At 71.6% G+C, this 19,342-nt stretch carries 23 protein-coding genes; 13 read left to right on the forward strand and 10 right to left on the reverse strand.

What is annotated here, in order from left to right; all coding sequences use genetic code 11:
• The first annotated feature begins 13 nt into the window (after nucleotides 1–13).
• From EXW95_RS15605 to EXW95_RS15625, 5 genes are all read left to right on the forward strand, one after another.
• Complete coding sequence (locus tag EXW95_RS15605) at nucleotides 14–571, forward strand: DUF2271 domain-containing protein (RefSeq protein ID WP_174368213.1); 558 nt, start codon at nucleotides 14–16, stop codon at nucleotides 569–571.
• Nucleotides 572–584: 13 nt separating this feature from the next.
• Entirely contained in the window at nucleotides 585–1,196 is a 612-nt protein-coding gene (locus tag EXW95_RS15610) for a PepSY-associated TM helix domain-containing protein (RefSeq protein WP_371810110.1), read from the forward strand.
• A 110-nt stretch (nucleotides 1,197–1,306) separates the two neighbouring features.
• On the forward strand, nucleotides 1,307–2,092 hold the full coding sequence (locus EXW95_RS15615) for a nitroreductase family protein (RefSeq protein ID WP_174368214.1): 786 nt from the start codon (nucleotides 1,307–1,309) through the stop codon (nucleotides 2,090–2,092).
• A gap of 43 nt (nucleotides 2,093–2,135) precedes the next feature.
• Complete coding sequence (locus tag EXW95_RS15620; protein ID WP_174368215.1) at nucleotides 2,136–3,323, forward strand: aminotransferase class I/II-fold pyridoxal phosphate-dependent enzyme; 1,188 nt, start codon at nucleotides 2,136–2,138, stop codon at nucleotides 3,321–3,323.
• A gap of 98 nt (nucleotides 3,324–3,421) precedes the next feature.
• Nucleotides 3,422–4,426, forward strand: coding sequence for an NADP-dependent oxidoreductase (locus EXW95_RS15625; RefSeq protein ID WP_174368216.1), 1,005 nt, complete (start codon nucleotides 3,422–3,424; stop codon nucleotides 4,424–4,426).
• Nucleotides 4,427–4,610: 184 nt separating this feature from the next.
• On the opposite strand, the gene EXW95_RS15630 is transcribed toward EXW95_RS15625, so the two are convergent.
• The 5 genes from EXW95_RS15630 to EXW95_RS15650 form a co-directional block, all read right to left on the reverse strand.
• Nucleotides 4,611–5,612, reverse strand: coding sequence for an isocitrate/isopropylmalate dehydrogenase family protein (locus tag EXW95_RS15630; protein WP_174368217.1), 1,002 nt, complete (start codon nucleotides 5,610–5,612; stop codon nucleotides 4,611–4,613).
• A gap of 163 nt (nucleotides 5,613–5,775) precedes the next feature.
• Nucleotides 5,776–6,174, reverse strand: coding sequence for a copper resistance CopC family protein (locus EXW95_RS15635; RefSeq protein WP_174368218.1), 399 nt, complete (start codon nucleotides 6,172–6,174; stop codon nucleotides 5,776–5,778).
• A gap of 63 nt (nucleotides 6,175–6,237) precedes the next feature.
• Complete coding sequence (locus EXW95_RS15640; RefSeq protein ID WP_174368219.1) at nucleotides 6,238–6,690, reverse strand: DUF1775 domain-containing protein; 453 nt, start codon at nucleotides 6,688–6,690, stop codon at nucleotides 6,238–6,240.
• Nucleotides 6,691–6,832: 142 nt separating this feature from the next.
• Complete coding sequence (locus tag EXW95_RS15645; protein ID WP_174368220.1) at nucleotides 6,833–7,321, reverse strand: hypothetical protein; 489 nt, start codon at nucleotides 7,319–7,321, stop codon at nucleotides 6,833–6,835.
• Between the two features lie 44 nt (nucleotides 7,322–7,365).
• Nucleotides 7,366–8,004: a rhomboid family intramembrane serine protease gene (locus tag EXW95_RS15650; protein ID WP_174368221.1), complete on the reverse strand. Its 639-nt coding sequence runs from the start codon at nucleotides 8,002–8,004 to the stop codon at nucleotides 7,366–7,368.
• 79 nt (nucleotides 8,005–8,083) lie between these two features.
• On the opposite strand from EXW95_RS15650, the gene EXW95_RS15655 reads away from it, so the two are divergent.
• From EXW95_RS15655 to EXW95_RS15665, 3 genes are all read left to right on the forward strand, one after another.
• Entirely contained in the window at nucleotides 8,084–9,019 is a 936-nt protein-coding gene (locus tag EXW95_RS15655; protein ID WP_174368222.1) for an aldo/keto reductase, read from the forward strand.
• Between the two features lie 96 nt (nucleotides 9,020–9,115).
• A complete protein-coding gene (gene hrpB, locus EXW95_RS15660; protein ID WP_174368223.1) occupies nucleotides 9,116–11,593 on the forward strand; it encodes an ATP-dependent helicase HrpB in 2,478 nt (825 codons plus the stop codon).
• 73 nt (nucleotides 11,594–11,666) lie between these two features.
• Nucleotides 11,667–12,155 (forward strand): hypothetical protein, encoded by a 489-nt coding sequence (locus tag EXW95_RS15665; protein ID WP_174368224.1) that lies wholly within the window; start codon nucleotides 11,667–11,669, stop codon nucleotides 12,153–12,155.
• 3 nt (nucleotides 12,156–12,158) lie between these two features.
• Here the strand turns inward: EXW95_RS15665 and EXW95_RS15670 are convergent, their stop codons facing one another.
• Both EXW95_RS15670 and EXW95_RS15675 read right to left on the reverse strand, forming a co-directional pair.
• Nucleotides 12,159–12,932, reverse strand: coding sequence for a methyltransferase domain-containing protein (locus tag EXW95_RS15670; protein ID WP_174368225.1), 774 nt, complete (start codon nucleotides 12,930–12,932; stop codon nucleotides 12,159–12,161).
• Between the two features lie 374 nt (nucleotides 12,933–13,306).
• The gene (locus tag EXW95_RS15675) at nucleotides 13,307–13,939 is read right to left on the reverse strand and encodes a Rad52/Rad22 family DNA repair protein (protein WP_174368226.1); all 633 of its coding nucleotides are present in this window, start codon (nucleotides 13,937–13,939) and stop codon (nucleotides 13,307–13,309) included.
• A 230-nt stretch (nucleotides 13,940–14,169) separates the two neighbouring features.
• Here EXW95_RS15675 and hisB point away from each other — a divergent pair, with 230 nt between their 5' ends.
• From hisB to EXW95_RS15690, 3 genes are read left to right on the forward strand one after another with little or no spacing between them, the layout of a single operon-like run.
• Nucleotides 14,170–14,757, forward strand: a complete 588-nt coding sequence (hisB, locus tag EXW95_RS15680) for an imidazoleglycerol-phosphate dehydratase HisB (RefSeq protein ID WP_174368227.1) — start codon at nucleotides 14,170–14,172, stop codon at nucleotides 14,755–14,757.
• A complete protein-coding gene (gene hisH, locus EXW95_RS15685) occupies nucleotides 14,754–15,407 on the forward strand; it encodes an imidazole glycerol phosphate synthase subunit HisH (protein ID WP_160981205.1) in 654 nt (217 codons plus the stop codon). Before hisB ends, hisH begins: the two co-directional genes overlap by 4 nt.
• A gap of 3 nt (nucleotides 15,408–15,410) precedes the next feature.
• Entirely contained in the window at nucleotides 15,411–15,689 is a 279-nt protein-coding gene (locus EXW95_RS15690) for a barstar family protein (protein ID WP_174368228.1), read from the forward strand.
• Nucleotides 15,690–15,707: 18 nt separating this feature from the next.
• Here the strand turns inward: EXW95_RS15690 and EXW95_RS15695 are convergent, their stop codons facing one another.
• Nucleotides 15,708–16,676, reverse strand: coding sequence for an FAD-binding oxidoreductase (locus EXW95_RS15695; RefSeq protein WP_174368229.1), 969 nt, complete (start codon nucleotides 16,674–16,676; stop codon nucleotides 15,708–15,710).
• A complete protein-coding gene (mnmD, locus tag EXW95_RS15700; protein ID WP_371810111.1) occupies nucleotides 16,676–17,353 on the reverse strand; it encodes a tRNA (5-methylaminomethyl-2-thiouridine)(34)-methyltransferase MnmD in 678 nt (225 codons plus the stop codon). The genes EXW95_RS15695 and mnmD overlap by 1 nt, the downstream gene beginning before the upstream one ends.
• A 246-nt stretch (nucleotides 17,354–17,599) precedes the next feature.
• Between mnmD and EXW95_RS15705 the strand changes: the two genes are divergently transcribed.
• Together EXW95_RS15705 and EXW95_RS15710 are read left to right on the forward strand one after the other, a co-directional pair.
• Nucleotides 17,600–18,046, forward strand: coding sequence for an NUDIX domain-containing protein (locus EXW95_RS15705; RefSeq protein ID WP_174368231.1), 447 nt, complete (start codon nucleotides 17,600–17,602; stop codon nucleotides 18,044–18,046).
• The gene (locus tag EXW95_RS15710) at nucleotides 18,043–18,516 is read left to right on the forward strand and encodes an NUDIX domain-containing protein (protein WP_174368232.1); all 474 of its coding nucleotides are present in this window, start codon (nucleotides 18,043–18,045) and stop codon (nucleotides 18,514–18,516) included. The genes EXW95_RS15705 and EXW95_RS15710 overlap by 4 nt, the downstream gene beginning before the upstream one ends.
• Here EXW95_RS15710 and EXW95_RS15715 read toward each other — a convergent pair.
• Nucleotides 18,495–19,205, reverse strand: coding sequence for a hypothetical protein (locus EXW95_RS15715; protein WP_174368233.1), 711 nt, complete (start codon nucleotides 19,203–19,205; stop codon nucleotides 18,495–18,497). The genes EXW95_RS15710 and EXW95_RS15715 overlap by 22 nt on opposite strands.
• Nucleotides 19,206–19,342 lie beyond the last annotated feature (137 nt).

A 19,342-nucleotide genomic window follows, 5' to 3' on the forward strand; every position in this document is an offset into this window, starting at 1 on the left:
GAGGATCCACCCCATGACCCACACGCGCCGCACCGTCCTGCACCGAATCGGCCTGACCGCCGCCGCCCTGACCGTCTCCCGCTTCACACCCGCCCAGGCCGCTGCCGCTACCCCCGCCAAGAAATGGCCGACCGGCATGAAGCTCGACGTGACCTTCACGGTCGCCACGAAGGCCAGCGGCCGCGTGAAACGCCCCTATGTCGCCGTGTGGATCGAGGACGAATCCGGGGACACCGTCCGGAACCTGACCGTGTGGGTGCAGCAGTCGCGCATGAATCCCCGCTGGCTGAGCGAACTGCGCCGCTGGTACCGCACCAACGCCGACCTCCTGACCACGGTCAGCAGCGCCACCCGCAACCCCGGCACGTACGCCGTCGCGTGGGACGGCAGGACCGACAAGGGCGCCATGGCCGCGCAGGGCACGTACTACGTGTGCGTGGAGGCCGCCCGCGAGCACGGCCCGTACTCGCTGGTGCGCGAGAAGGTCACGGTGGGCGCCGCGGCGTTCAAGAAGACCCTGACCGCCGACAACGACATCGAGGCGGCCAGTGTCGCTCTCGGCAAAGCCTGAACCCGGTGCGGGTGTGCGGCGCCCCGCCCCGCGCCCCCGCACGCTGAAGGCCCGCACGAACGTCTGGCTGCGCTGGGCGCACACGTACACCAGCATGATCAGCCTGCTCGTCGTGCTGTTCTTCAGCCTGACCGGCATCACCCTGAACCACCCGGACTGGGTATTCGGCACGCAGGAAGTCACCCGCACCGTGACCGGCACCCTCCCGAACGGCTGGATCAAGGACGGGCAACCCGACTGGCTGACCGTCGCCGAGGAACTACGCGCCCAGCAGGGCCTGAAGGGCCGCGCTGCGGAGCCCCGCGCGGACGACCAGCAGGCCGATATCTCGTTCCTGGCGCCCGGCTACAGCGCCGACACCGTGATCAATGTCAGGACCGGCACGTACGAGACCACCATCCTGGAGCAGGGCGCCGTGGCGGTCATGAACGACCTGCACAAGGGCCGCGACGCGAGCCCCACCTGGAAGTGGGTCATCGACGTCAGCGCCGCGTTCCTCGTCGTGATCTCCCTGACGGGCCTGGGCATCCTGCTGTACCTCAAGAAGACCCGCGTGCAGGCCCTGACCGTCATGGGCATCGGGGCGGTCCTGACCGTGCTGCTCGCGTGGCAGGCCAGCCGCTAGCCACTGCCGCTAGCCACGGCGACCACCCTCTGCCGCCCCGCGCGGGGAGGGTGGCGTTCTGTCGCGCCTCCCGCACTTGCGGGCCTAGCGGGGCGGGTATGCTGCGCCGCATGACCGACGACCGCCACCGCCGCCCCGAGGATGTCCGCGCTTTCTACGACGCGCACCGCACCGTCCGCCAGTACCAGACCCACGAGGACGGCACGCCCCTGCCCATGCCCGCAGAGCACCTGGACGTCATCCTGCACGCCGCGCAGCGCGCCCCGACCGACGCGACCGCGCAGCTGTACTCCCTGATCCGCATCACCCGCCCGGAACTGCGCGCCCGCATGGCTGAACTCACCACGAACGCGCACATCGCCACCGCCAGCGAGGCGTTCGTCGTGTGCGCCGACGTGCGCCGCGTGGGGCGGGTGCTGGAGGTCGCCGGGCAGGAGACAGGCACGTGGCCCGCCATCGCCGTTCACTTCGGCATCGGGGACGCCGTCATGGCCGGGACGAACCTCCTGACCGCCGCCGAGATGCTCGGCTACCAGGGCTGCTGGATCGGCGGCGTGCTGAACGGCCTGGATGGCATCATCGAGGAACTGAAGCTCCCGCAGGGCGTCCTGCCGTTCGCCGCGCTGACGATCGGCCGCCCCGCCGAGGACGCCCCGTACCGCCCGCGCGTGCCCCGCCCGCTGGTCATCCACACCGACGAGTACCGCACCGGAACCGACGACGAGATCCGCGAGGCCGTACAGGTCATGAACCCCATCGCGGCGCGCGGCGATCAGCCCGGCGACTGGGCGCGCCTGCTCACCGCGTACTTCGGGCAGGGCGGCGGCATGGAGAAACGCGAACCCGGCCTCGTGGCCGCGCTGAAAAAACAGGGCCTCTGGGCTGGCGGGGAGTAAGCAACCGCAGGGGAGGGGCCGCGCACCTTCGTACAATGCGCGGGTGAGCGACCCCAAGCCCGCCCCCACCTACGACCTGACCACCCTGGCCGCCCGCGCGGGCGAGGAAGCGCGCCCCAACCGCGCCGCCGCTCTGGTCGAGCCGATCTACCAGAGCACCGTGTACGCGTTCGCGGACCTGGACGACCTGGACCGCGCCATGAGCGGTGAGGAACCCGCCGCGTTCTACTACCGCAACGGCACCCCGAACGCCGCGACGCTGGAACGCGCCCTGGCGACCCTGGAAGGCACCGAGGCCGCGCTGGTCGCCGGGAGCGGCATGGCGGCGATCAGCGCCGCGCTGCTGGGCGTGCTGAAGGCCGGGGATCACGTCATCACGGACGCGCGGGTGTACGGCGTGACGTACGCGCTGCTGGCCGAGGAATTCCCCCGCCTGGGCATCGAGGTGTCCTTCGTCGACGCCTGCGACCTGAACGAGGTCGAGGCCGCCTTCCGCGCGAACACCCGCGTCGTGCACGTCGAGAGCCTCACCAACCCGCTGCTGACCGTCCCGGACGTGCCCGCCCTGGCCCGCATGGCCCACGGGCGCGGCGCGCTATTGAGCGTGGACAACACCTTCGCCAGCCCCGCCATGTTCCGCCCCGCCGAGCACGGCGCCGATCTGGTCACGCACTCGGTCAGCAAGTACCTCAGCGGGCACTCCACGGCGTTCGGCGGCGTGCTGTGCGCCTCGGCGGAACTGGTCGCCCTGGCCCGCACGCGCCTGCTGCGCCTGGGCGGCACCATCAGCGCCTTCGACGCGTGGATGACCATGCAGGGCCTCAAGACCCTCGGCCTGCGCATGCGCGCCCACAGCGGCAACGCGCAGGCCATCGCGGACGTCCTCGTGAACCACCCGCGCGTGAAGGCCGTGTACCACCCGGGCCTCAGCGACCACCCGCAGTTCCACCTCGCCATGGACCTCTACCCGAACGGTTTCGGCGGAATGCTCAGCGCCGACATCGAGGACGCCCCACGCTTCGTGAAGGCCCTCGCCGGGCGGATCCCGCTCGCCCCATCCCTGGCGGACGTCGTCACGACGCTGTCGTGGCCGTGGGGCACCTCGCACCGCCCCCTGCCCGAAGCGGAACGCCGCCGCCTGGGCATCACCCCCAACCTGCTGCGCCTGAGCATCGGCATCGAGGACATCGGCGACCTGCTCGGCGACTTCGAACGGGCACTGGACGAGTAATTTGGGAGCTCTGGGGCCGGGTGTCCGGGCTGCCGTGACCGTTTCAACGTCACCGCGCTTACCATCGCGGCCTCTCATGAAGGCGCACAGTGGCCCGCATGACGACCTCACGCGAAGTGCAACTCGCCGCCCGTCCCGTCGGCGCCCCCAAAGACAGTGACTTCAACCTCGTGGACCTCACCCTGCCCGCGCCCGCCGCCGGGCAGATTCAGGTCCGCAACCTCTACCTGACGGTCGATCCGTACATGCGCGGCCGCATGAACGACGCCAAGAGCTACGCCGCGCCCTTCGCCCTGGGCGAGACCATGACCGGCGGCGCCGTCGGCGTCGTCACGCACAGCGAGGACGCCAGCGTCCCGGTCGGCGCGCACGTCCTGCACGACCAGGGCTGGCGCACCCACGCCAACATCGACGCGCGGCGCGTGAAGGTGCTGCCCGAACTGCCCGGCGTGCCCCTCAGCGCGTACCTGGGCGTGCTGGGCATGCCCGGCCTGACCGCGTACGCGGGCCTGCTGCGCACCGCCGAATTCAAGCCCGGCGACGTGGTGTTCGTGTCCGGCGCCGCCGGAGCCGTCGGCAGCGCCGTCGGGCAGATCGCCCGCCTGAAGGGCGCCGCGCGCGTGATCGGCAGCGCGGGCAGTGCGGACAAGGTGCGCCACCTGACCGACACCCTGCGCTTCGACGCGGCCTTCAACTACAAGGATGGCCCGGTCGCCGAGCAGCTGAAAGCCGCCGCGCCCGACGGGATCGACGTGTACTTCGACAACGTCGGCGGCGAGCACCTGGAGGCCGCCATCGGCAGCATGCGCGTTCAGGGCCGCGCGGCCATCTGCGGCATGATCAGCATGTACAACGCCACCGAACCCACCCCCGCGCCCCGCAACCTCGTGCAGATCATCGGTAAGCAGCTCACGCTGCGCGGCTTCCTCGTCACGCCCCACTACGACCTGTTCGACACCTTCGCGCAGGAAGTCGGCGGCTGGATCGCCAGCGGCGAACTGAAATTCGACGAGACCGTCGTCGAGGGCATTGACGGGACGCCCGCCGCATTCATGGGCCTGCTGCAGGGCCAGAACACCGGGAAGATGATCGTCAAGCTGTAAAACTCCGAGTGAATGGTGTGCAAACACCGTTCACTCCGAGCGGATGCGAGTAGGAGCCGGGCGGGTTCCGGGCGTGGAGTGGGCAGAGCGGTGATGTTCCGATCTGTCCACGAAATAGACGGAACCCGTGCATAGAAGGGAGGGCCGGACACGCTCAGCGTCCGGCCCCCTTGCTGGTGTTCGCTTACGCCAGGGCGGCGATGACGGCGTTCGTGAACTCCTCGGTGCCGGCGGTGCCGCCGAGGTCGCGGGTTCGGGGGCCCTCGACGAGGACCTTGTTCACGGCGTTGTCGAGGCGGCGCGCCGTGTCGTGGTCGCCGATGTGGTCGAGCATCAGGACGGCCGCGAGGATGGTCGCGGTGGGGTTGCTGATGCCCTGACCGGCGATGTCGGGTGCCGAGCCGTGCACGGACTCGAAGATGCCGAACTTGTCGCCGACGTTCCCGCTGGCGGCGATGCCCAGCCCGCCGACCAGACCGGCGGCGAGGTCGGAGAGGATGTCACCGAACATGTTCGTCATGACCATCACGTCGAACTGCTGGGGGTTGCGCACGAGCTGCATGGCGGCGTTGTCCACGATCATGGTGCTGGTGTTCAGGCCGTCCACGGTCCTGGCGTGGTCGAGGATGGTGTTCAGGAACAGGCCCTGCGTGACGGGCAGCACGTTGGCCTTGTGCACGACCGTCAGGCGCTTGCCACGCTTCATGGCGAGGTCGGCGGCGAACTTGCCGATGCGGTCGCTGGCGTCCTTCGTGATGACGGTGTCGGCGATGGCGGTGTCGCCGTAGCGGCGTTCCTGCTCGACGTACAGCCCCTGGGTGTTCTCGCGGACGATCACGAGGTCGACGTTCTCGTACGCGCCGGGCACGGGGCGGGTCTTGGTGGGGCGCACGTTGGCGTACAGGCCGTACTTCTGGCGCAGGTGGCGGATCGCGCCGAAGAACCCGGCGGGTTTCTCGCCGCTGGGGCTGGTGGCCGCGCCGAACAGGGTCGCGTGGGTGTTCTCCACGGCGTCGTACGTCGCCTGGGGGACGCTGGTGCCGTGGTCGAGGTAGTACTCGTACCCGGCCTCGGCGTGGACGTACTCGGCGTCGAAGCCGGCGGCGTCCAGGACGCGGCGGGTCGCGGGGATCACTTCGTGGCCGATCCCGTCGCCTTCAATCAAGCAGATGCGATATTTCGCCATAACCTGTTCAGTGTAAGGCCAGTCAGGTCAATGTGATGCAGGTGACGGGCTGCGTGGGCGTCACCCGCAGCGTGACGGACTGCACGCCTACCCACCGAACTGGAAGCGATTCCGTGCAGCACGTCCTGCACGGAATCACCCCATGGAGGTGCAGGTCAGGCCGTCAGCGGACCCGGAAGGCACTGCTGCCCGTCACGGGATGCCCGTCCTCCGACAGGATCTTCCAGGCGATCACGTACTGACCGGGCTTCAGCCTGGGCTTCAGGGTCAGCGACAGCCGGGCCGCCGCGCCACTCAGCTTGACTGGCTGGTTTGCCAGTGCCGCCGAGTCGGCCTTCTCGGCCAGGGCACGCCGCGCCGCCTCGGCGACCGTCACGCCCGCCGGGACCGCCATCACGCGGAACGTCGAGAAACGCAGTTCCACGGGCTCGCTGAATGCCAGGGTCACGGTCTTCGGGGCGGTCACGGTGGCGTTCAGCGCCGGGGTCACGCCCGACACAGCGGTGTGGGCCGCCGCCACGGACAGGGTCAGGGCAGTCAGCAGGGGCAGGATCTTCTTCATGGGGCAACCTCCAGGATAGGAATGGGGCACAGGGGGGAAGCGGACCTCCCCCCAGCGGAGCGGTTACTTGACGGTGGTCCTGCTGGCCGGGCCCCTAGCAGGGTCGGCGTCGTCCCACGCGACGACGCTGCCGTCGCTGTACGTCTGATAGATCTTCCACACGACCTCACCGGCCGCCGCCGGGTTCTTCGCCTGGAAGAAGAAGCGGGCGTACTCCATGGGCGCCACGCGGCCCTTCCAGACGACCTCGGTCACGAGGCCAGAGGCGTCCTTCTTCACGGTGCGCGTGAAGCCGGGCGTGACCTGAAAGCGGCTGATCACGACCCCGGCGGGCACCACGAGGCGGATCTGGGTGGTGGCGATCTCCTTCTCGGTGGGGACGTTCAGGCGGTACGTCTCACTTTTCCCGGCGGCGGATTCGGTCAGGCCGGTCTCGGTGCGGACGGTGGCGTGCGCGCCCGCGACGGACAGGAACAGGGCGGCGGCAAGGGGCAGAACGGTTTTCAGGTTGAACATGTGTGAACTCCAGGGTGAATCAGGGGACGCCGCAGGCCACGCGGGCGCGGTCGTCGGAAGATGCGGGGAAGTGGGGGATGTGGGGGCCGCCGGTCTGGGTGCCCCGTCAGGCGGGCAGCGGCAGGTCCGGCTTTGGCACAGGTCAGGCGTGCGGTGGCGCGCGGGCGTCGGCGTGACGAATCGCGAACGTGACCGGCCCGGCGGTGCGGGTGGTCACGTGGGAAGCGCGCTGGGCCCGTTGGCCGACGCGGGGCCCGTCGGGGGCGGCCAGCGCGAAACCGGCCGTCAGGCAGAACGGGCAGTGGGGATCACCGTGCGCGTGGTGCGGCGGAGCGTTCGGCGCGGCGTCCGTCAGGGCGTGCCCGTCCGTGTGCGCGGCCCCTGCCTCAGCCGTGCGGGGGACGGGTGGGTCGCAGGGGACGCCCGCCACATGCACGTGGGCAGCGGCCTCGGTCGGAGCCTCGTGCGCCCCGGTGACAGTCTGGGTGAGCGTCCCCAGGGTCAGGCCCAGCCCACCCGCGCCGGGGCTGCGGGTCAGGTGCGCCAGCGACGCCAGCACCGCGAGCAGCGCCAGCACCCAGCGGCCCGCCCGGATCGGGGCAGGGCGCAGGGGGCGGGGCGGAGCTCGCATCGCGCCGAGCATAGCCCGACCCCCCGGTGAGAATGTCCTGCCGGTCAGCGCGGGAAGCTGGACGCGGGCCGCGCCGGGGGCCGCTTGCGGTGGAGGATCGCGGCGGCGATCAGGCCGCCCACGAAGCCGAACAGGTGCGCCTCCCACGACACGGCCGGGTTGGCCGGGAGGACGCCCCACAGGATGCCGCCGTACAGCAGGAACGCCGCGACCGCCACGCCGACTGCCAGCGGGGTGCGTTCCCACCAGCCGACGCCCAGCAGGTACGCGAGCAGCCCGAACACCAGTTCACTGGCGCCCAGATGCACGCTCCCGCCCCGGCCGAGTAGCCACACAAGCCCCCCGCCGATCAGGACGATCAGCAGCAGCGCCGCCAGGAAGCGCGCCACGCCGCGCAGGGCACTCATGAACGTCAGGACGGCCAGGGGCACGGTGTTCGCGATCAGGTGCCCGAAGCCCGCGTGCAGGAACGGCGCGGTCAGGACGTGCCAGAACGTGCCGGGTGCGCGCGGCTCGATGCCGAACTGGTCCAGCTGCCCCTGGAACACCAGTTGATCGGCGCCCTCCTGCACCCACAGGCCCGCGATCAGGGCGGCGGTGACGGTCGCGGCGCGGCCCAGGCTGACCCCCGGTCGTGGGGTGCCTGTGGAGCGCGTGAAGGTCTGACGGGGTGGGGCGCGCATGCCCCAGCATGCCTCACGCGGGCGGGGGCGCGCGTCCACCCTTGGGTGCAGCTCATGTCGGCAGGCGTAGGCTGCACGCATGCAAACGCGAACGCTGGGACACAGCGGCCTGACCGTGTCGGTCGTCGGGCTGGGCTGCAACAACTTCGGGGGACGGCTGGATCAGGCGGGCACGACCGCCGTGGTGCGCCGCGCGCTGGACGCGGGCGTCACGCTGTTCGACACGGCCGACATCTACGGCAACCGGGGCGGCAGCGAGGAGATGCTGGGCCGCGCACTCGGCGCCGAGCGGGCGAACATCGTCCTGGCCAGCAAGTTCGGCATGGACATGGGTGAGGGCCGGAAGGGCGCGCGGCCCGCGTACATCCGCGAGGCGCTGCACGCCAGCCTGCGCCGCCTCGGGACCGATCACCTGGACCTGTACCAGCTGCACACCCCCGACCCGGAGACGCCCATCGAGGACACGCTGGGCACCCTGAACGACCTGATGCAGGAGGGCCTCGTGCGCGCTGTCGGCGTGAGCAACATGCCCGCCGCCGACGTGCGCGCCGCCGACGCCCTGGCCCGGCAGCGCGGCTGGGCGCGCTTCACGTCCTGCCAGGACGAGCACAGCCTGCTCGTGCGGGACGTCGAAACTGACCTGATCCCCGCCCTGCGCGACCTGAACCTGGGCCTGCTGCCGTACTTCCCGCTCGCCAGCGGCCTCCTGACCGGCAAGTACCGCGCCGGGGCCGACCTCCCCGAGGGCGCACGCATCACCGGCAGCCGGAACGCGCAGGACCGCTATCTGAACGAACGGAACTGGGCGGTCGTGGAGAACCTGCGCGCCTTTGCCGAGGGCCGGGGCCACACCCTGCTGGAGCTGGCGTTCAGCTGGCTGCTGTCCTTCGATGTGACGAGCAGCGTGATCGCCGGGGCCACGAAACACGAGCAGATCGACGCGAACGTGGGCGCCGCCGCGTGGACCCTCACGCCCGAGGAGCTGGCCGAGGTGGACCGCATCACCGGTCGCTGACCCGCCGCCCTCTTCCAGGTGGGAGGGAGCACCCGCCCCACCTCCTTCCCACTCCCTACTGCCCACTGCCCACTTCCGGCGCACCGCGCCCTTACCATGCGGGGCGTGAAGTTGCCGATCGAGGAGGTCACGGGGGAGGTGCGCGCGGCGCTCGCGGCGCATCCGCTGGTGGTCGTGCAGGCCCCGCCGGGCGCGGGCAAGAGTACGGGGTTGCCGCTGGCGCTGCTGGACGAGCCGTGGCTGGCCGGGCAGGGTGTCGTGATGCTGCAGCCCCGGCGGGTCGCGGCCCGCGCGGTGGCGGCGCGGCTGGCGGAAGGGCTGGGCCAGGAGGTCGGGGGCACGGTCGGGTACCGCGTGCGCTTCGACTCGCGCGTGTCAGCCGCGACGCGGCTGGAGGTCGTCACCGAGGGCATCCTGACCCGCCGCCTGCAACGCGACCCGGAACTGTCCGGCGTGGGGCTGGTGATCCTGGACGAGTTCCACGAGCGCAGCCTGAACGCCGATCTGGCGCTGGCGCTGCTGCGCGAGGTGCAGGGTGCGCTGCGGGACGACCTGCGGGTGCTGGTCATGAGTGCCACGCTGGACCCGGCGCTGCCCGGACGGCTGGGCGCGCCCCTGGTCGAGAGCGCGGGCCGCGCCTACCCGGTGGAGGTCCGGTACCTGCCGACCGACCCGGTGGGCCGCGTGGAGGAGCTGGTGGCGCGGCAGGTGCGCGCCGCGCTGGACGCCGAACCGGGCGACGTGCTGGCGTTCCTCCCCGGCGTGCGCGAGATCCGCGCGGCGGCCGGACTGCTTGCCGATGTGGACGCCGTGGTGCTCCCGCTGTACGGCGACCTCCCGGTGCGCGAGCAGGCGCGCGCGCTGCGCCCCGATCCGGACGGGCGGCGCAAGGTGGTCCTGGCGACGAGCATCGCGGAGACGTCCCTGACCATCGACGGCGTGCGCGTCGTCGTGGACGGCGGCCTGAGCCGCACGCAGGCGTTCGACCCGGCGACCGGCCTGACCCGCATGGTCACGGGCCGCGTCACGCGCGACGCCGCCACGCAGCGCGCGGGCCGCGCGGGCCGCACCGCGCCGGGCGTCGCGTACCGCCTCTGGAGTGAACGGACCCAGCCGCTGCTGCCCGCCGCGCGCCCGCCGGAGGTGCTGGACTCGGACCTCGCGCCGCTGACGCTGGAACTCGCGCAGTGGGGCGTGACCGACCCCGCGACCCTCCACTGGCTGGACGTGCCGCCCGAGCGCCGCGTGCAGACCGCGCGGGGCGTCCTGCAGGACCTGGGCGCGCTGGACGCTGCGGGCCGGGTGACGCCGGAGGGCGCGCGGTTGCTGGACTTCCCCACGCACCCGCGCGTGGCGCACCTCCTGACCGCCGCCGCTGACCCCGCACTGGCGGCGGACGTGGCGGCGCTGCTGGAGGAACGCGACCCCCTCCCCGCCGGGTCGGGCGCGGACCTGACCGACCGGGTGCGTGCCCTGCGCTCCTGGCGGCGCAAGGAAGGCAGTAGGGGAGACGTCGCCGTGCTGGAGAGGATCGAGCGGCTGTCCCGCCAGTGGCGCACCCTCCTGAAGGTCCGCGCGGACGACCGTGACCCGGACCCGTTCGCGGTGGGCGCGCTGGTCGCCCGTGCGTACCCGGAACGCGCCGCGCTGGCCCGCGAGGAGACCAGTGGCCTGCGCCGGGGCCGTTTCCTGCTCGCGGGCGGTCAGGGGGCCGCGCTGCCCGAGGGGGACGCCCTGGCCGGAGCACGCGCCCTGGCCGTCGCGCACCTCGACGCCGCGCAGGCCGAGGGCCGCATCTTCCTGGCCGCGCCCCTCGACCCGGCCGCGCTGGACGCTGGGGCCGCGTGGGTGGACGCCGTGCGCTGGGATGCCCGCACCGGCACCCTCGTCGCGCAGCGGGAACGGCGCTTCGGCGCGCTCGTGCTCGAAACGCGGCCCCTTCGGGACCTGCCGGCCGCCGCCCGCGTGGACGCCCTGGCCGCCGCGATCCGCGACGAGGGCCTGCACCTCCTGACCTTCAGCCCGGACGCGCAGGCGCTGCGCGACCGCGTGGAGTCCGTGCGCTTCTGGCGGCCAGAGGAAGACTGGCCGGACCTGAGCGACGCCGCGCTGCTGGCGACCCTGGAGGACTGGCTCGGCCCGCACCTGGACGGCGTCCGCAGCCGCGACGACCTGGGGCGCTTGAACCTCCTCCCGGCGCTGCAGGCGCAGCTGCCCTGGCCCCTCCCGGCCCGCCTGGACGACCTCGCCCCCACGCACCTGACCGTGCCCACCGGCAGCCGCATCCGCCTCGGCTACCGCCCCGGAGAGGCCCCCATCCTGGCCGTGAAGCTCCAGGAACTGTTCGGGCTGGCCGACACGCCCGCCGTGAACGAGGACCGCACGCCCGTCCTGCTGCACCTGCTCTCGCCCGCCGGGCGGCCCGTGCAGGTCACGCAGGACCTGAGGTCGTTCTGGAACTCCTCGTACTTCGAGGTGCGCAAGGACCTGCGCGGCCGCTACCCCAAACACCCCTGGCCCGACGACCCCTGGACGCACGCCCCCATGAAAGGCACCAAGAAACGCGGCGTGTGACGGGGGTGTCCTTCCCCCGGCGCGCCCCCACCTGAGGCAACGTCCGGCGTGGCGCACTGCCATGCTGCCCCTCATGCGCCGCGCCGTTCTCACCTGTGCCCTGAGCCTGCTCACCCTGACCGGAGCGTCCCAGGCCGCCGACTACTCGAAGACCGTGTGGAGCATCGCCTCGGGGCAGTCGGGGCAGACGCCTCTGATGGACACGAACGTGCTGGGCGAGATGGTCATGCGCGCCTGGGTGGCGCCGCGCGGCGTGCCGGTGCAGGGGCTGATGTTCATCTACATGCCGAAGCTCAGCACCAACCACTGGGCGGTCATGCTGGTCGAACCGCAGGGGCAGCCCGGTGAGTTCTTCGGTGCCCGCACGTTGAAGTTCGTGCGGGCCGCGAAGAAGGACGGTCAGACCGCCAACCTGTACACCCTCGGGGACGGCATGTTCAGGGGCCTGTACCTGCTGGACGGCAAGGTGAAGGACGAGAAGGGGAAGATGATGCACTTCCTGATGCTGCTCACGCCTCAGATGGCGCAGCAGGAACCCGATCCGGCGCAGTTCCTGAAGTGACGCTCAGGCTGGCCTGCGCGCGGTGAACAGCGTGCGGGTGAAGGCGTAGTACACGCGCTCGCCGGGGTAGGCGGCATGCAGCCTCTTGCGGTAGGCGGCCAGGAACCGCTGCTGGCCGGGTTCATCCAGGCGGCTGAGGTACGGGACGAGCGCGGTGCCCTTCGTCCAGTCGATCAGGCCGTCCGAGCCGTTCAACACGACCGGGTAGATCTTGCTCAGGGCGGTGATGTCCGTGCCGCCCAGTGCGTCGAGCAGTTCCGCGTACCGGGCGGGGCTCAGGACCGGGGACGCGCCGTGCGCGGTGCCGAACCGGGCGTCCCCACCCAGCTCGTCCTGGAAGTCCAGGGCGGTGTCGGTCAGGAGGCGGTGGCTGGGGTGGTCGTGATTGGCGGGCACCTGCGCGGCCAGGACGCCGCCGGGGTTCAGGTGCGTCCACAGGTGCGTGAGCAGCGTGGGGTGGTCCGGCACCCACTGCAGCGAGGCGTTCGCGTGGATCAGGTCGTACTGTCCGGTCAGCTGGCTCAGGTCACCCTGCAGGAAGTGCAGGTTCGGGGCCTGCTGCGCCTGCGCCCGCTCCAGCATTTCGGCGCTCTGGTCGAGTCCGGTGACCTGCGCCTGCGGGTAGCGCCGCGCGAGCGTCAGGGTGTGTTCGCCGGTCCCGCAGCCGAGGTCGATGACGCTGGCGTAGGCCTGATCGGGAATCAGGGCGTGCAGGTCGCGGACGGGGGCGCTGCGGGCCTCGCGGAAGAGGTGGTACTGGTCGGGGTTCCAGGTCATGGGGGCAGCGTAAGCACCCGGCTTGCATAAGTGTACGTACTCTGGTGGTGACAGTGGGTAGGGCGTGACTGAAAAGCCCGCCCGGCGTCAGGCACGCGGGCGGGTCGGCGATGTTCAGTTGGCGTTACAGCAGGCGGGCGAGGGTGCCGCCCAGCAGCATCAGCAGCAGCACGCTGAGGATCGCGGTCAGCAGACGACCGGGCTGCGCGTGGGCGGGCTCGTCCCGGTCGCGGCGGATCATGAAACCTCCGGTGGGACGGTGTGCGCACGCCGTTCCACCAGAGCGGACGCGAGTGGGAGCCGGGCGGATGCCGGACGTGCAGTGGGCAGATCGGTGTGGTCCCGATCTGTCCACGAAGCAGACGGCATTCGCGTCACGCGGCCCGTCCGGGATGCTGCGGGGTGGGGTGCTGGGGCGTGGGCTGCTGCGGGGTCGGGTGCAGGCTGCCCAGCGCGGCCTTCAGGTGCTTGTACACCTCGCGCTGAAGGTCCAGATCCTCGGGCAGTTCGTAGCGCAGCTGCTCCATGGCCTGCATCAGGTGCGCGCCGCCGGGCGTGCGCTCGTGGTCGGGGCGGGCCCAGTCGGGCAGTTCAGGTGTCTGGATGGGCCTGCGGGCCGCGTCGTCCCAGTCGGCCCAGGTTTTGGGCAGGTCGTACAGGTACCGGCCGATCCCGAAGTGCACCGCGCAGCGTTTCAGGGCGTCCGAGGAGGCGGCTTTCAGGGTGCCCAGGTCGCCTTCGGGGGCCTCGCCGATGTCCTCGCGCGTGACGCCCAGGACGGTCAGGCGGCCCTTCACGGTGGGCTGGCGGGTGCCGGGGATGACCTCCAGGGTGAAGGTCCAGGCGTCGGGGCAGATGGCGTCCAGGCGGTCCTGCACTGCGCGGGCGTCGATGTGCGCCAGCATCAGCGCGCGGCTGCGGTCCCGGCTGTAGGCGGCGGGTTTCCACGCCACCATGTGAGCGGGAAACGGGGCCTGAAGTCGTTTCTGAACATCGCTCAGTTTCATGCGTTTAGTTTATAACAGAATGGAATTACGGTCAAGACAGAATGACCCGCCGGTCGGCGGCAGGAGCGAATCAGCGGGAAAGCCCATCCGGCGCGGCTCTGAGCTCTGGTCCATGAGCCCAGAGAGGGCGTGCCACCACCCACTCACCACTCACTCCTTCCTACTCCCCGCCCCCTCCTCTTATCGACAAGGCCACACACCTCCCCCCCTCGTCCCCTAGCATGCTGGGCATGAGCCGCACGGCCACCGTCACCCGAACCACCAGCGAAACGGACATCACCGTCACGCTCGACCTCGACACCACCAGCTACGAGCACCCCCAGACCGGGCACGGCTTCCTGGACCACATGCTCGACGCGCTGGCCCGCCACGCCCGCATCGGCCTGACCGTGCGCGCCACCGGCGACCTGCACATCGAACCGCACCACCTCATCGAGGACACCGGCATCACCCTCGGGCAGGCCCTCACGCAGGCGCTCGGGGACCGCAAGGGCATCGAACGGTACGGCAGCGCCTTCGTCCCCATGGACGAGACCCTCGCGCACGTCGTGCTGGACCTGTCGGGCCGCGCGCACCTCGCCTTCGAACCCGAGACGCTGAACGTCTGGGGCGACGCGGGCGGCATGACCCACTACCACCTGCGGGAATTCCTGCGCGGCCTGTGCAACCACGCGGGCATCACCCTGCACGTCCGCCTCCTCGCGGGCCGCGAGGCGCACCACGTCATCGAGGCCATCGTGAAGGCCGTCGCGCGCGCCCTGCGGGACGCCGTGCAGGTCACCTCCCAGACCATGCCCAGCACCAAGGGCAGCCTGTGAGCACTCCCGCACCTGCCACCGAGGGCCGCCCCGAGGTGCTGCTGCTCGACTACGGCGCCGGGAACGTCCGCAGCGCCGCCAAGGCCCTCGAACGCGCGGGCATGACCGTCCGCGTCAGCAGCGACCCCGCCGACGTGCCCGGCGCCCGCGCGCTGGTCGTGCCCGGACAGGGGCACTTCCGGCAGGTCATGGACGCCTTCGACACCAGCGGCTTCCGCCAGCCCGTCCTCGACGCCGCGCGGGGCGGCACGCCCATCCTGGGTATCTGCGTCGGCATGCAGATGCTCCTCGAAGGCAGTGAGGAAGCGCCCGGCGTGCAGGGCCTCGGCCTGATCCCCGGCACCGTCCTGCGCTTCCAGGGTGACGCGCAGCGCAAGGTGCCGCAGATGGGCTGGAACAGCCTCGACAAGGTCGGCGACAGCCCCCTCCTGAACGACCTCGCGTGCCCCGCGTACGCGTACTTCGTTCACTCCTACTACGTGCCCCTGACCGTGGACGTCGACGCGGGCGCCATCACCGAGTACGGCGTGCCCTTCTGGGCCGCGTTCAGCCACGGCAACCTCCACGCCACGCAGTTCCACCCGGAAAAGAGCGGCGCCGTGGGCCTCGCCATCCTCGAACGCTTCCGCCGCAACGTCCTGGAAAACTGAGCTGTGACGGCCCGGACGGTCACCGTGAACTGCGCCGACGTGCAGGACGAGGCCGGATTCTGGGCTGCCTACATGCGGGACGTCCCAGACATTCATCCCGGGTTCGGCCGGAATCTCGCTGCTTTCCGGGACGCGCTGTGGGGAGGACCCGGCTGGCCCGATGCCGACGAGGTGAGATTCACGAATTCGGACTCACTCGGATCTTTACGTGGGGGCACCTTCGTGAAGTGCCTTGAGGAGATCGCGCGCGAGGTCAATTCCGTGCGGCTCGTGTTTTCCTGAGCGCAGGCTGATAGCTGGTCAGCCGGGCCGGGCCGCGCTCATCAGGTCGCTGGTCAGTTCAGCCGCGAGCAGGGGTCCGAGCAGGAAGCCCTTGCTGCTCAGGCCGGTCAGGCGCCACGGGCCGCCCTCCTGCGGTCCGGCGTTCAGGCCGGAGAGGCGCGTGCCGGTCCAGTGCCCGGTGACGCGCGCGCCGCGCAGGTCGGTCAGGGCGGCGATCTTGCCGAGTAGCCAGCCCAGCGACGCCAGCGGCAACCCGTCCGGCGTCCAGGTGGCAGCGGGGGTCTCGAAGGTCGCGCCGAGCACCCCGCCGCGCGCGTCCGGGGCGAGGTACGCGCCGAAACTGAGCGGCACACGCGTCACCGCCCGGTCGAGGGTCAGGAGGGTGCCGCGCCGGTGCGTGGCCGCCTCGCCGCGCCACGTGACGCCGACCGAGCCGCCGCAGAACACCACGGCGTCCCCGCTCAGGGTGTCGCCGCCTGCGAGGGTGACGGTGTGGGCCGTCCAGTCCTGCGCGCGTCCGGTGACGACCTGCGCGCCGGACGCCTGCACGAGCGCGCGGGTGAAGGCGGGGCCGTCCACCCACCCGCCGTCCGGGAGGTGCAGGACGTGCCCCCAGCCGGGCGCCAGGCGTTCCGGCGCGTCTGCCGGGCTCAGCCACGCGTGGTTCAGCGCGGCCGGGAGGTTCCGTTCGAAGCGGGCGCGGGCGCGGTCGTCCGGGATGGGCCGCAGCACGCCGGACTGCGCGTGCGGCACCGCGTAGCCCGCCGCCCCGAGGTCGCGCAGCAGCGCCCAGGTGAAGCGCATGCCGTCCAGCGCGCGGGCGTCCACGCCGCCCGACTGGCCGCGCACGGGGTTGATCAGGGCGCTGGGCACGTCGCTCGCGCGGTGCGCGCCCGCGTCCACGACGATCACCTGCGCGCCCGCGCGGGCCAGGAAGTACGCCACGCTGGCCCCCGCGATGCCCGCCCCGATCACGACGACGTGCATCAGCCCTCCCGCACCGCGCGCAGGCACTCGCGTTTGCCGGGCGCGCCGGGTCGGCGTTCGACGCGCAGCCCGGCGGCCTCCAGCGAGCGGCGCACGTGCCCGGCGGCGCTGTACGTGCCCAGCACGCCCCCCGGCGCGAGGGTGTGGGCCAGCCGAGCGGTGAACGCCGGTGTCCACACGTCCGGGTTGCGGCTGGGCGAGAAGCCGTCCAGGTACAGCGCGCTGGCCCAGCCGTCCGGGAGGCTGGCGGTCAGGACGTCCGCGAACGTGACGCGCAGGGTCGCGCCGCCCGCCGTGACCTCGATCTCGCCGGAACTCTCCCCGGTTGGCCCGCCGCCCGCTTCGGGCCAGGCGTCCAGCAGCGCCCGCCACGCGGGGTGATTCTCGGCCTCCCCGCCGCGCGCCACGTCCCGCAGCAGGGCGCGGGGGGCCGGGTCGAACTCGAACGCGTGGTACGCCAGCGGGACGCCGCGCGCCGCGCTGCGGGCCAGGGTCGCGCGGGCGTTCACGCCCACCCCGAAGCCGACCTCCAGCACGCGCGGGGCCGGGTGCTCGTGCGTGCCGGTGCCCTCCACGAACACATGCCGCGCCTGCGACGCCGCGCCGTGCCGCGATCCGTACGCCTCGCCGAAGCGGGTGTTCAGGGCGGTGCGTGACCCGTCCGGCGTGACCAGCACGTCACCCTGCGTCTCAGCGGAAGCGTCATGCGGACTCCGGTTGAAAGGTTTGCAGAAACTTTCAACCCGAGCGGAGCGAGTAGGAGAGAAACGGGTTCCGGTCGTGGAGTTGGCAACCCGGTGTTCTTCCGGGTTGTTAACGGAACAGACGGAATCCGTATCAGTCATGGGGCGCAGGATAACGGGCGGCGGGCCGCGCCGCGCACCCTGGCGTGCGGGTGGGGCGGCGGTGTGCCACCCTGAGCCATGCGGAATCTGCTCGTGTGGGTGGTCATGCAGGACGATCAGGGGCGGGTGCTGCTGGGCCGCCGGGACGGCTCGGCGTACGGGCATGGCCTGTGGGGCCTGCCGGGTGGCAGCGTGGAGCGTGGCGAGGGCCTGCCCGAGGCGGCCGCGCGGGAGGTCTGGGAGGAGATGGGCCTGACCCTCGACCCGGCTGCGCTGTCCCTGCTGGGCGTGCGCCGCTACGAGGTGGACGGCGCGCAGGGCACCGATTTCCTGTTCCGTGCGCCGGACTGGGCTGGTCAGCCGCAGCCGCTGCACAAGACCTCGGAGGTCGCGTGGTTCGCGCCCGGCGACCTGCCGCCCGACGCGCTGCCGTGGCTGGCTCCGCTGCTGGACGCGTACCTGCGGCGCGGCGCGCGCCTGACCGAGCAGCTGCACGACGTGCATTCGGCGCGGGTGATCGCGTGACGTTCCACTTGGTCGCGTGGCTGATCGCGCAGGACGACGCGGGGCGGGTGCTGCTGGGCCGCCGCGCGGGCTCGTCGTACGCGGATGGCCTGTGGGGCCTGCCGGGCGGGCACGTCGAGGCGGGGGAGACCCTGGCGGGCGCGGCGGCCCGCGAGGCGCAGGAGGAGGTCGGCCTGCAGGTCGATCCGGCCACGCTGATCTGCCTGGGCGCGTGCCGCTACGACCTGGACGGCGTGGCGGGCCTGGACGTGTTCTTCCTGGCCCGCGCGTGGGTGGGAGAGGAGACCCCACTGGAGAAGACCTCCGAGGTCGGGTGGTTCGACCCGCGCGACCTGCCGGGGGACGCCCTGCCGTGGCTGCCGGGCGTGCTGGACGCGCACCTGCGCGGCGGGGTGCGGCTCTCGGAGATGCTGGACGGCTGGGTGGCCCTGCGCGAGGTCGGGGCGGGTCAGCCGCGTTCGATCTCGTAGGCCTCGAAGCGGACCTGCGTCACCCGGTACTGCCCCTTCGCGGCGCTGCCCTGGAGGGTCAGCGTGGTGTACAGGTACCCGACGATGTGCCCGGCGAGGTCCACGGTGACCCGCTCGGTTCGTTCGCTCCTCTTTTCCCCGTCGGGACTCATGACGCGCTGCGCTGCGCCCAGTCGGGGTGTGGCCTTCAGCGCGGCGGGGGCGTTGCGGGTCAGCCAGCCACGCACCTCGGGATTCAGGCTGCCGGGCAGGAGGGACTGGCCATTCACGACGAGCCGCCCGGGACCGACCTGCACGAGCTTCCCGTACGACGCGGCGGCTCTGAGGTCCGGTTGGGGAATCTCGCGGATCACGCCGTTGGCGACGGTCAGCACGCGGGTGAGGTCGCTGATTTCACTCATGACGTCGGCCTGTTTGGAGGTTAGCAGCAGTTCCGGGCGACCGTCGTTGTCCACGTCGCGCTGCTCGGCGAAGGTGTTGCGCGGGTCAAGCCGCCACTGCCGCTGCGTGAGGCTCACGCCCTGAAAGCGCAGGACGAAGCCGGTCAGGGGGCCGCTCGTGTCCGGGTCGAAGGGTTGCAGGGTGGTGATGGTCACGCCGGGCCGCTCGAGCAGGAGGGTCGTGGGTTGCGCGTGCGCGGTGCCGAGCAGGCTCAGGGTGGTCAGCAGGAGTCGGGCGGTGTGGGTCATGGGTGGGTCCTTTGCCGTGTGGCGGGAGTGCTGACCGGAGCGTACGGAACGGGTGGGACAGTTGCTGGGACACTTCGGCGCCCGTGAATGGTGACCTGCGGTGTTCCTACTTGATGAACACTTTTCACTGGCGATAG

Origin of the sequence: Deinococcus sp. JMULE3, assembly GCF_013337115.1 — a bacterium.
Taxonomy (GTDB): Bacteria; Deinococcota; Deinococci; order Deinococcales; family Deinococcaceae; genus Deinococcus.

Bases quoted from the DNA above. Each gene is read 5' to 3' on its own strand.
- EXW95_RS15605 (WP_174368213.1), top strand. From the start codon at position 14: ATGACCCACACGCGCCGCACCGTCCTGCACCGAATCGGCCTGACCGCC.
- EXW95_RS15615 (WP_174368214.1), top strand. From the start codon at position 1,307: ATGACCGACGACCGCCACCGCCGCCCCGAGGATGTCCGCGCTTTCTAC.
- EXW95_RS15625 (WP_174368216.1), top strand. From the start codon at position 3,422: ATGACGACCTCACGCGAAGTGCAACTCGCCGCCCGTCCCGTCGGCGCC.
- EXW95_RS15630 (WP_174368217.1), bottom strand. From the start codon at position 5,612: ATGGCGAAATATCGCATCTGCTTGATTGAAGGCGACGGGATCGGCCAC.
- EXW95_RS15635 (WP_174368218.1), bottom strand. From the start codon at position 6,174: ATGAAGAAGATCCTGCCCCTGCTGACTGCCCTGACCCTGTCCGTGGCG.
- EXW95_RS15640 (WP_174368219.1), bottom strand. From the start codon at position 6,690: ATGTTCAACCTGAAAACCGTTCTGCCCCTTGCCGCCGCCCTGTTCCTG.
- EXW95_RS15645 (WP_174368220.1), bottom strand. From the start codon at position 7,321: ATGCGAGCTCCGCCCCGCCCCCTGCGCCCTGCCCCGATCCGGGCGGGC.
- EXW95_RS15650 (WP_174368221.1), bottom strand. From the start codon at position 8,004: ATGCGCGCCCCACCCCGTCAGACCTTCACGCGCTCCACAGGCACCCCA.
- EXW95_RS15655 (WP_174368222.1), top strand. From the start codon at position 8,084: ATGCAAACGCGAACGCTGGGACACAGCGGCCTGACCGTGTCGGTCGTC.
- hrpB (WP_174368223.1), top strand. From the start codon at position 9,116: ATGCGGGGCGTGAAGTTGCCGATCGAGGAGGTCACGGGGGAGGTGCGC.
- EXW95_RS15665 (WP_174368224.1), top strand. From the start codon at position 11,667: ATGCGCCGCGCCGTTCTCACCTGTGCCCTGAGCCTGCTCACCCTGACC.
- EXW95_RS15670 (WP_174368225.1), bottom strand. From the start codon at position 12,932: ATGACCTGGAACCCCGACCAGTACCACCTCTTCCGCGAGGCCCGCAGC.
- EXW95_RS15675 (WP_174368226.1), bottom strand. From the start codon at position 13,939: ATGAAACTGAGCGATGTTCAGAAACGACTTCAGGCCCCGTTTCCCGCT.
- hisB (WP_174368227.1), top strand. From the start codon at position 14,170: ATGAGCCGCACGGCCACCGTCACCCGAACCACCAGCGAAACGGACATC.
- EXW95_RS15695 (WP_174368229.1), bottom strand. From the start codon at position 16,676: ATGCACGTCGTCGTGATCGGGGCGGGCATCGCGGGGGCCAGCGTGGCG.
- EXW95_RS15705 (WP_174368231.1), top strand. From the start codon at position 17,600: ATGCGGAATCTGCTCGTGTGGGTGGTCATGCAGGACGATCAGGGGCGG.
- EXW95_RS15715 (WP_174368233.1), bottom strand. From the start codon at position 19,205: ATGACCCACACCGCCCGACTCCTGCTGACCACCCTGAGCCTGCTCGGC.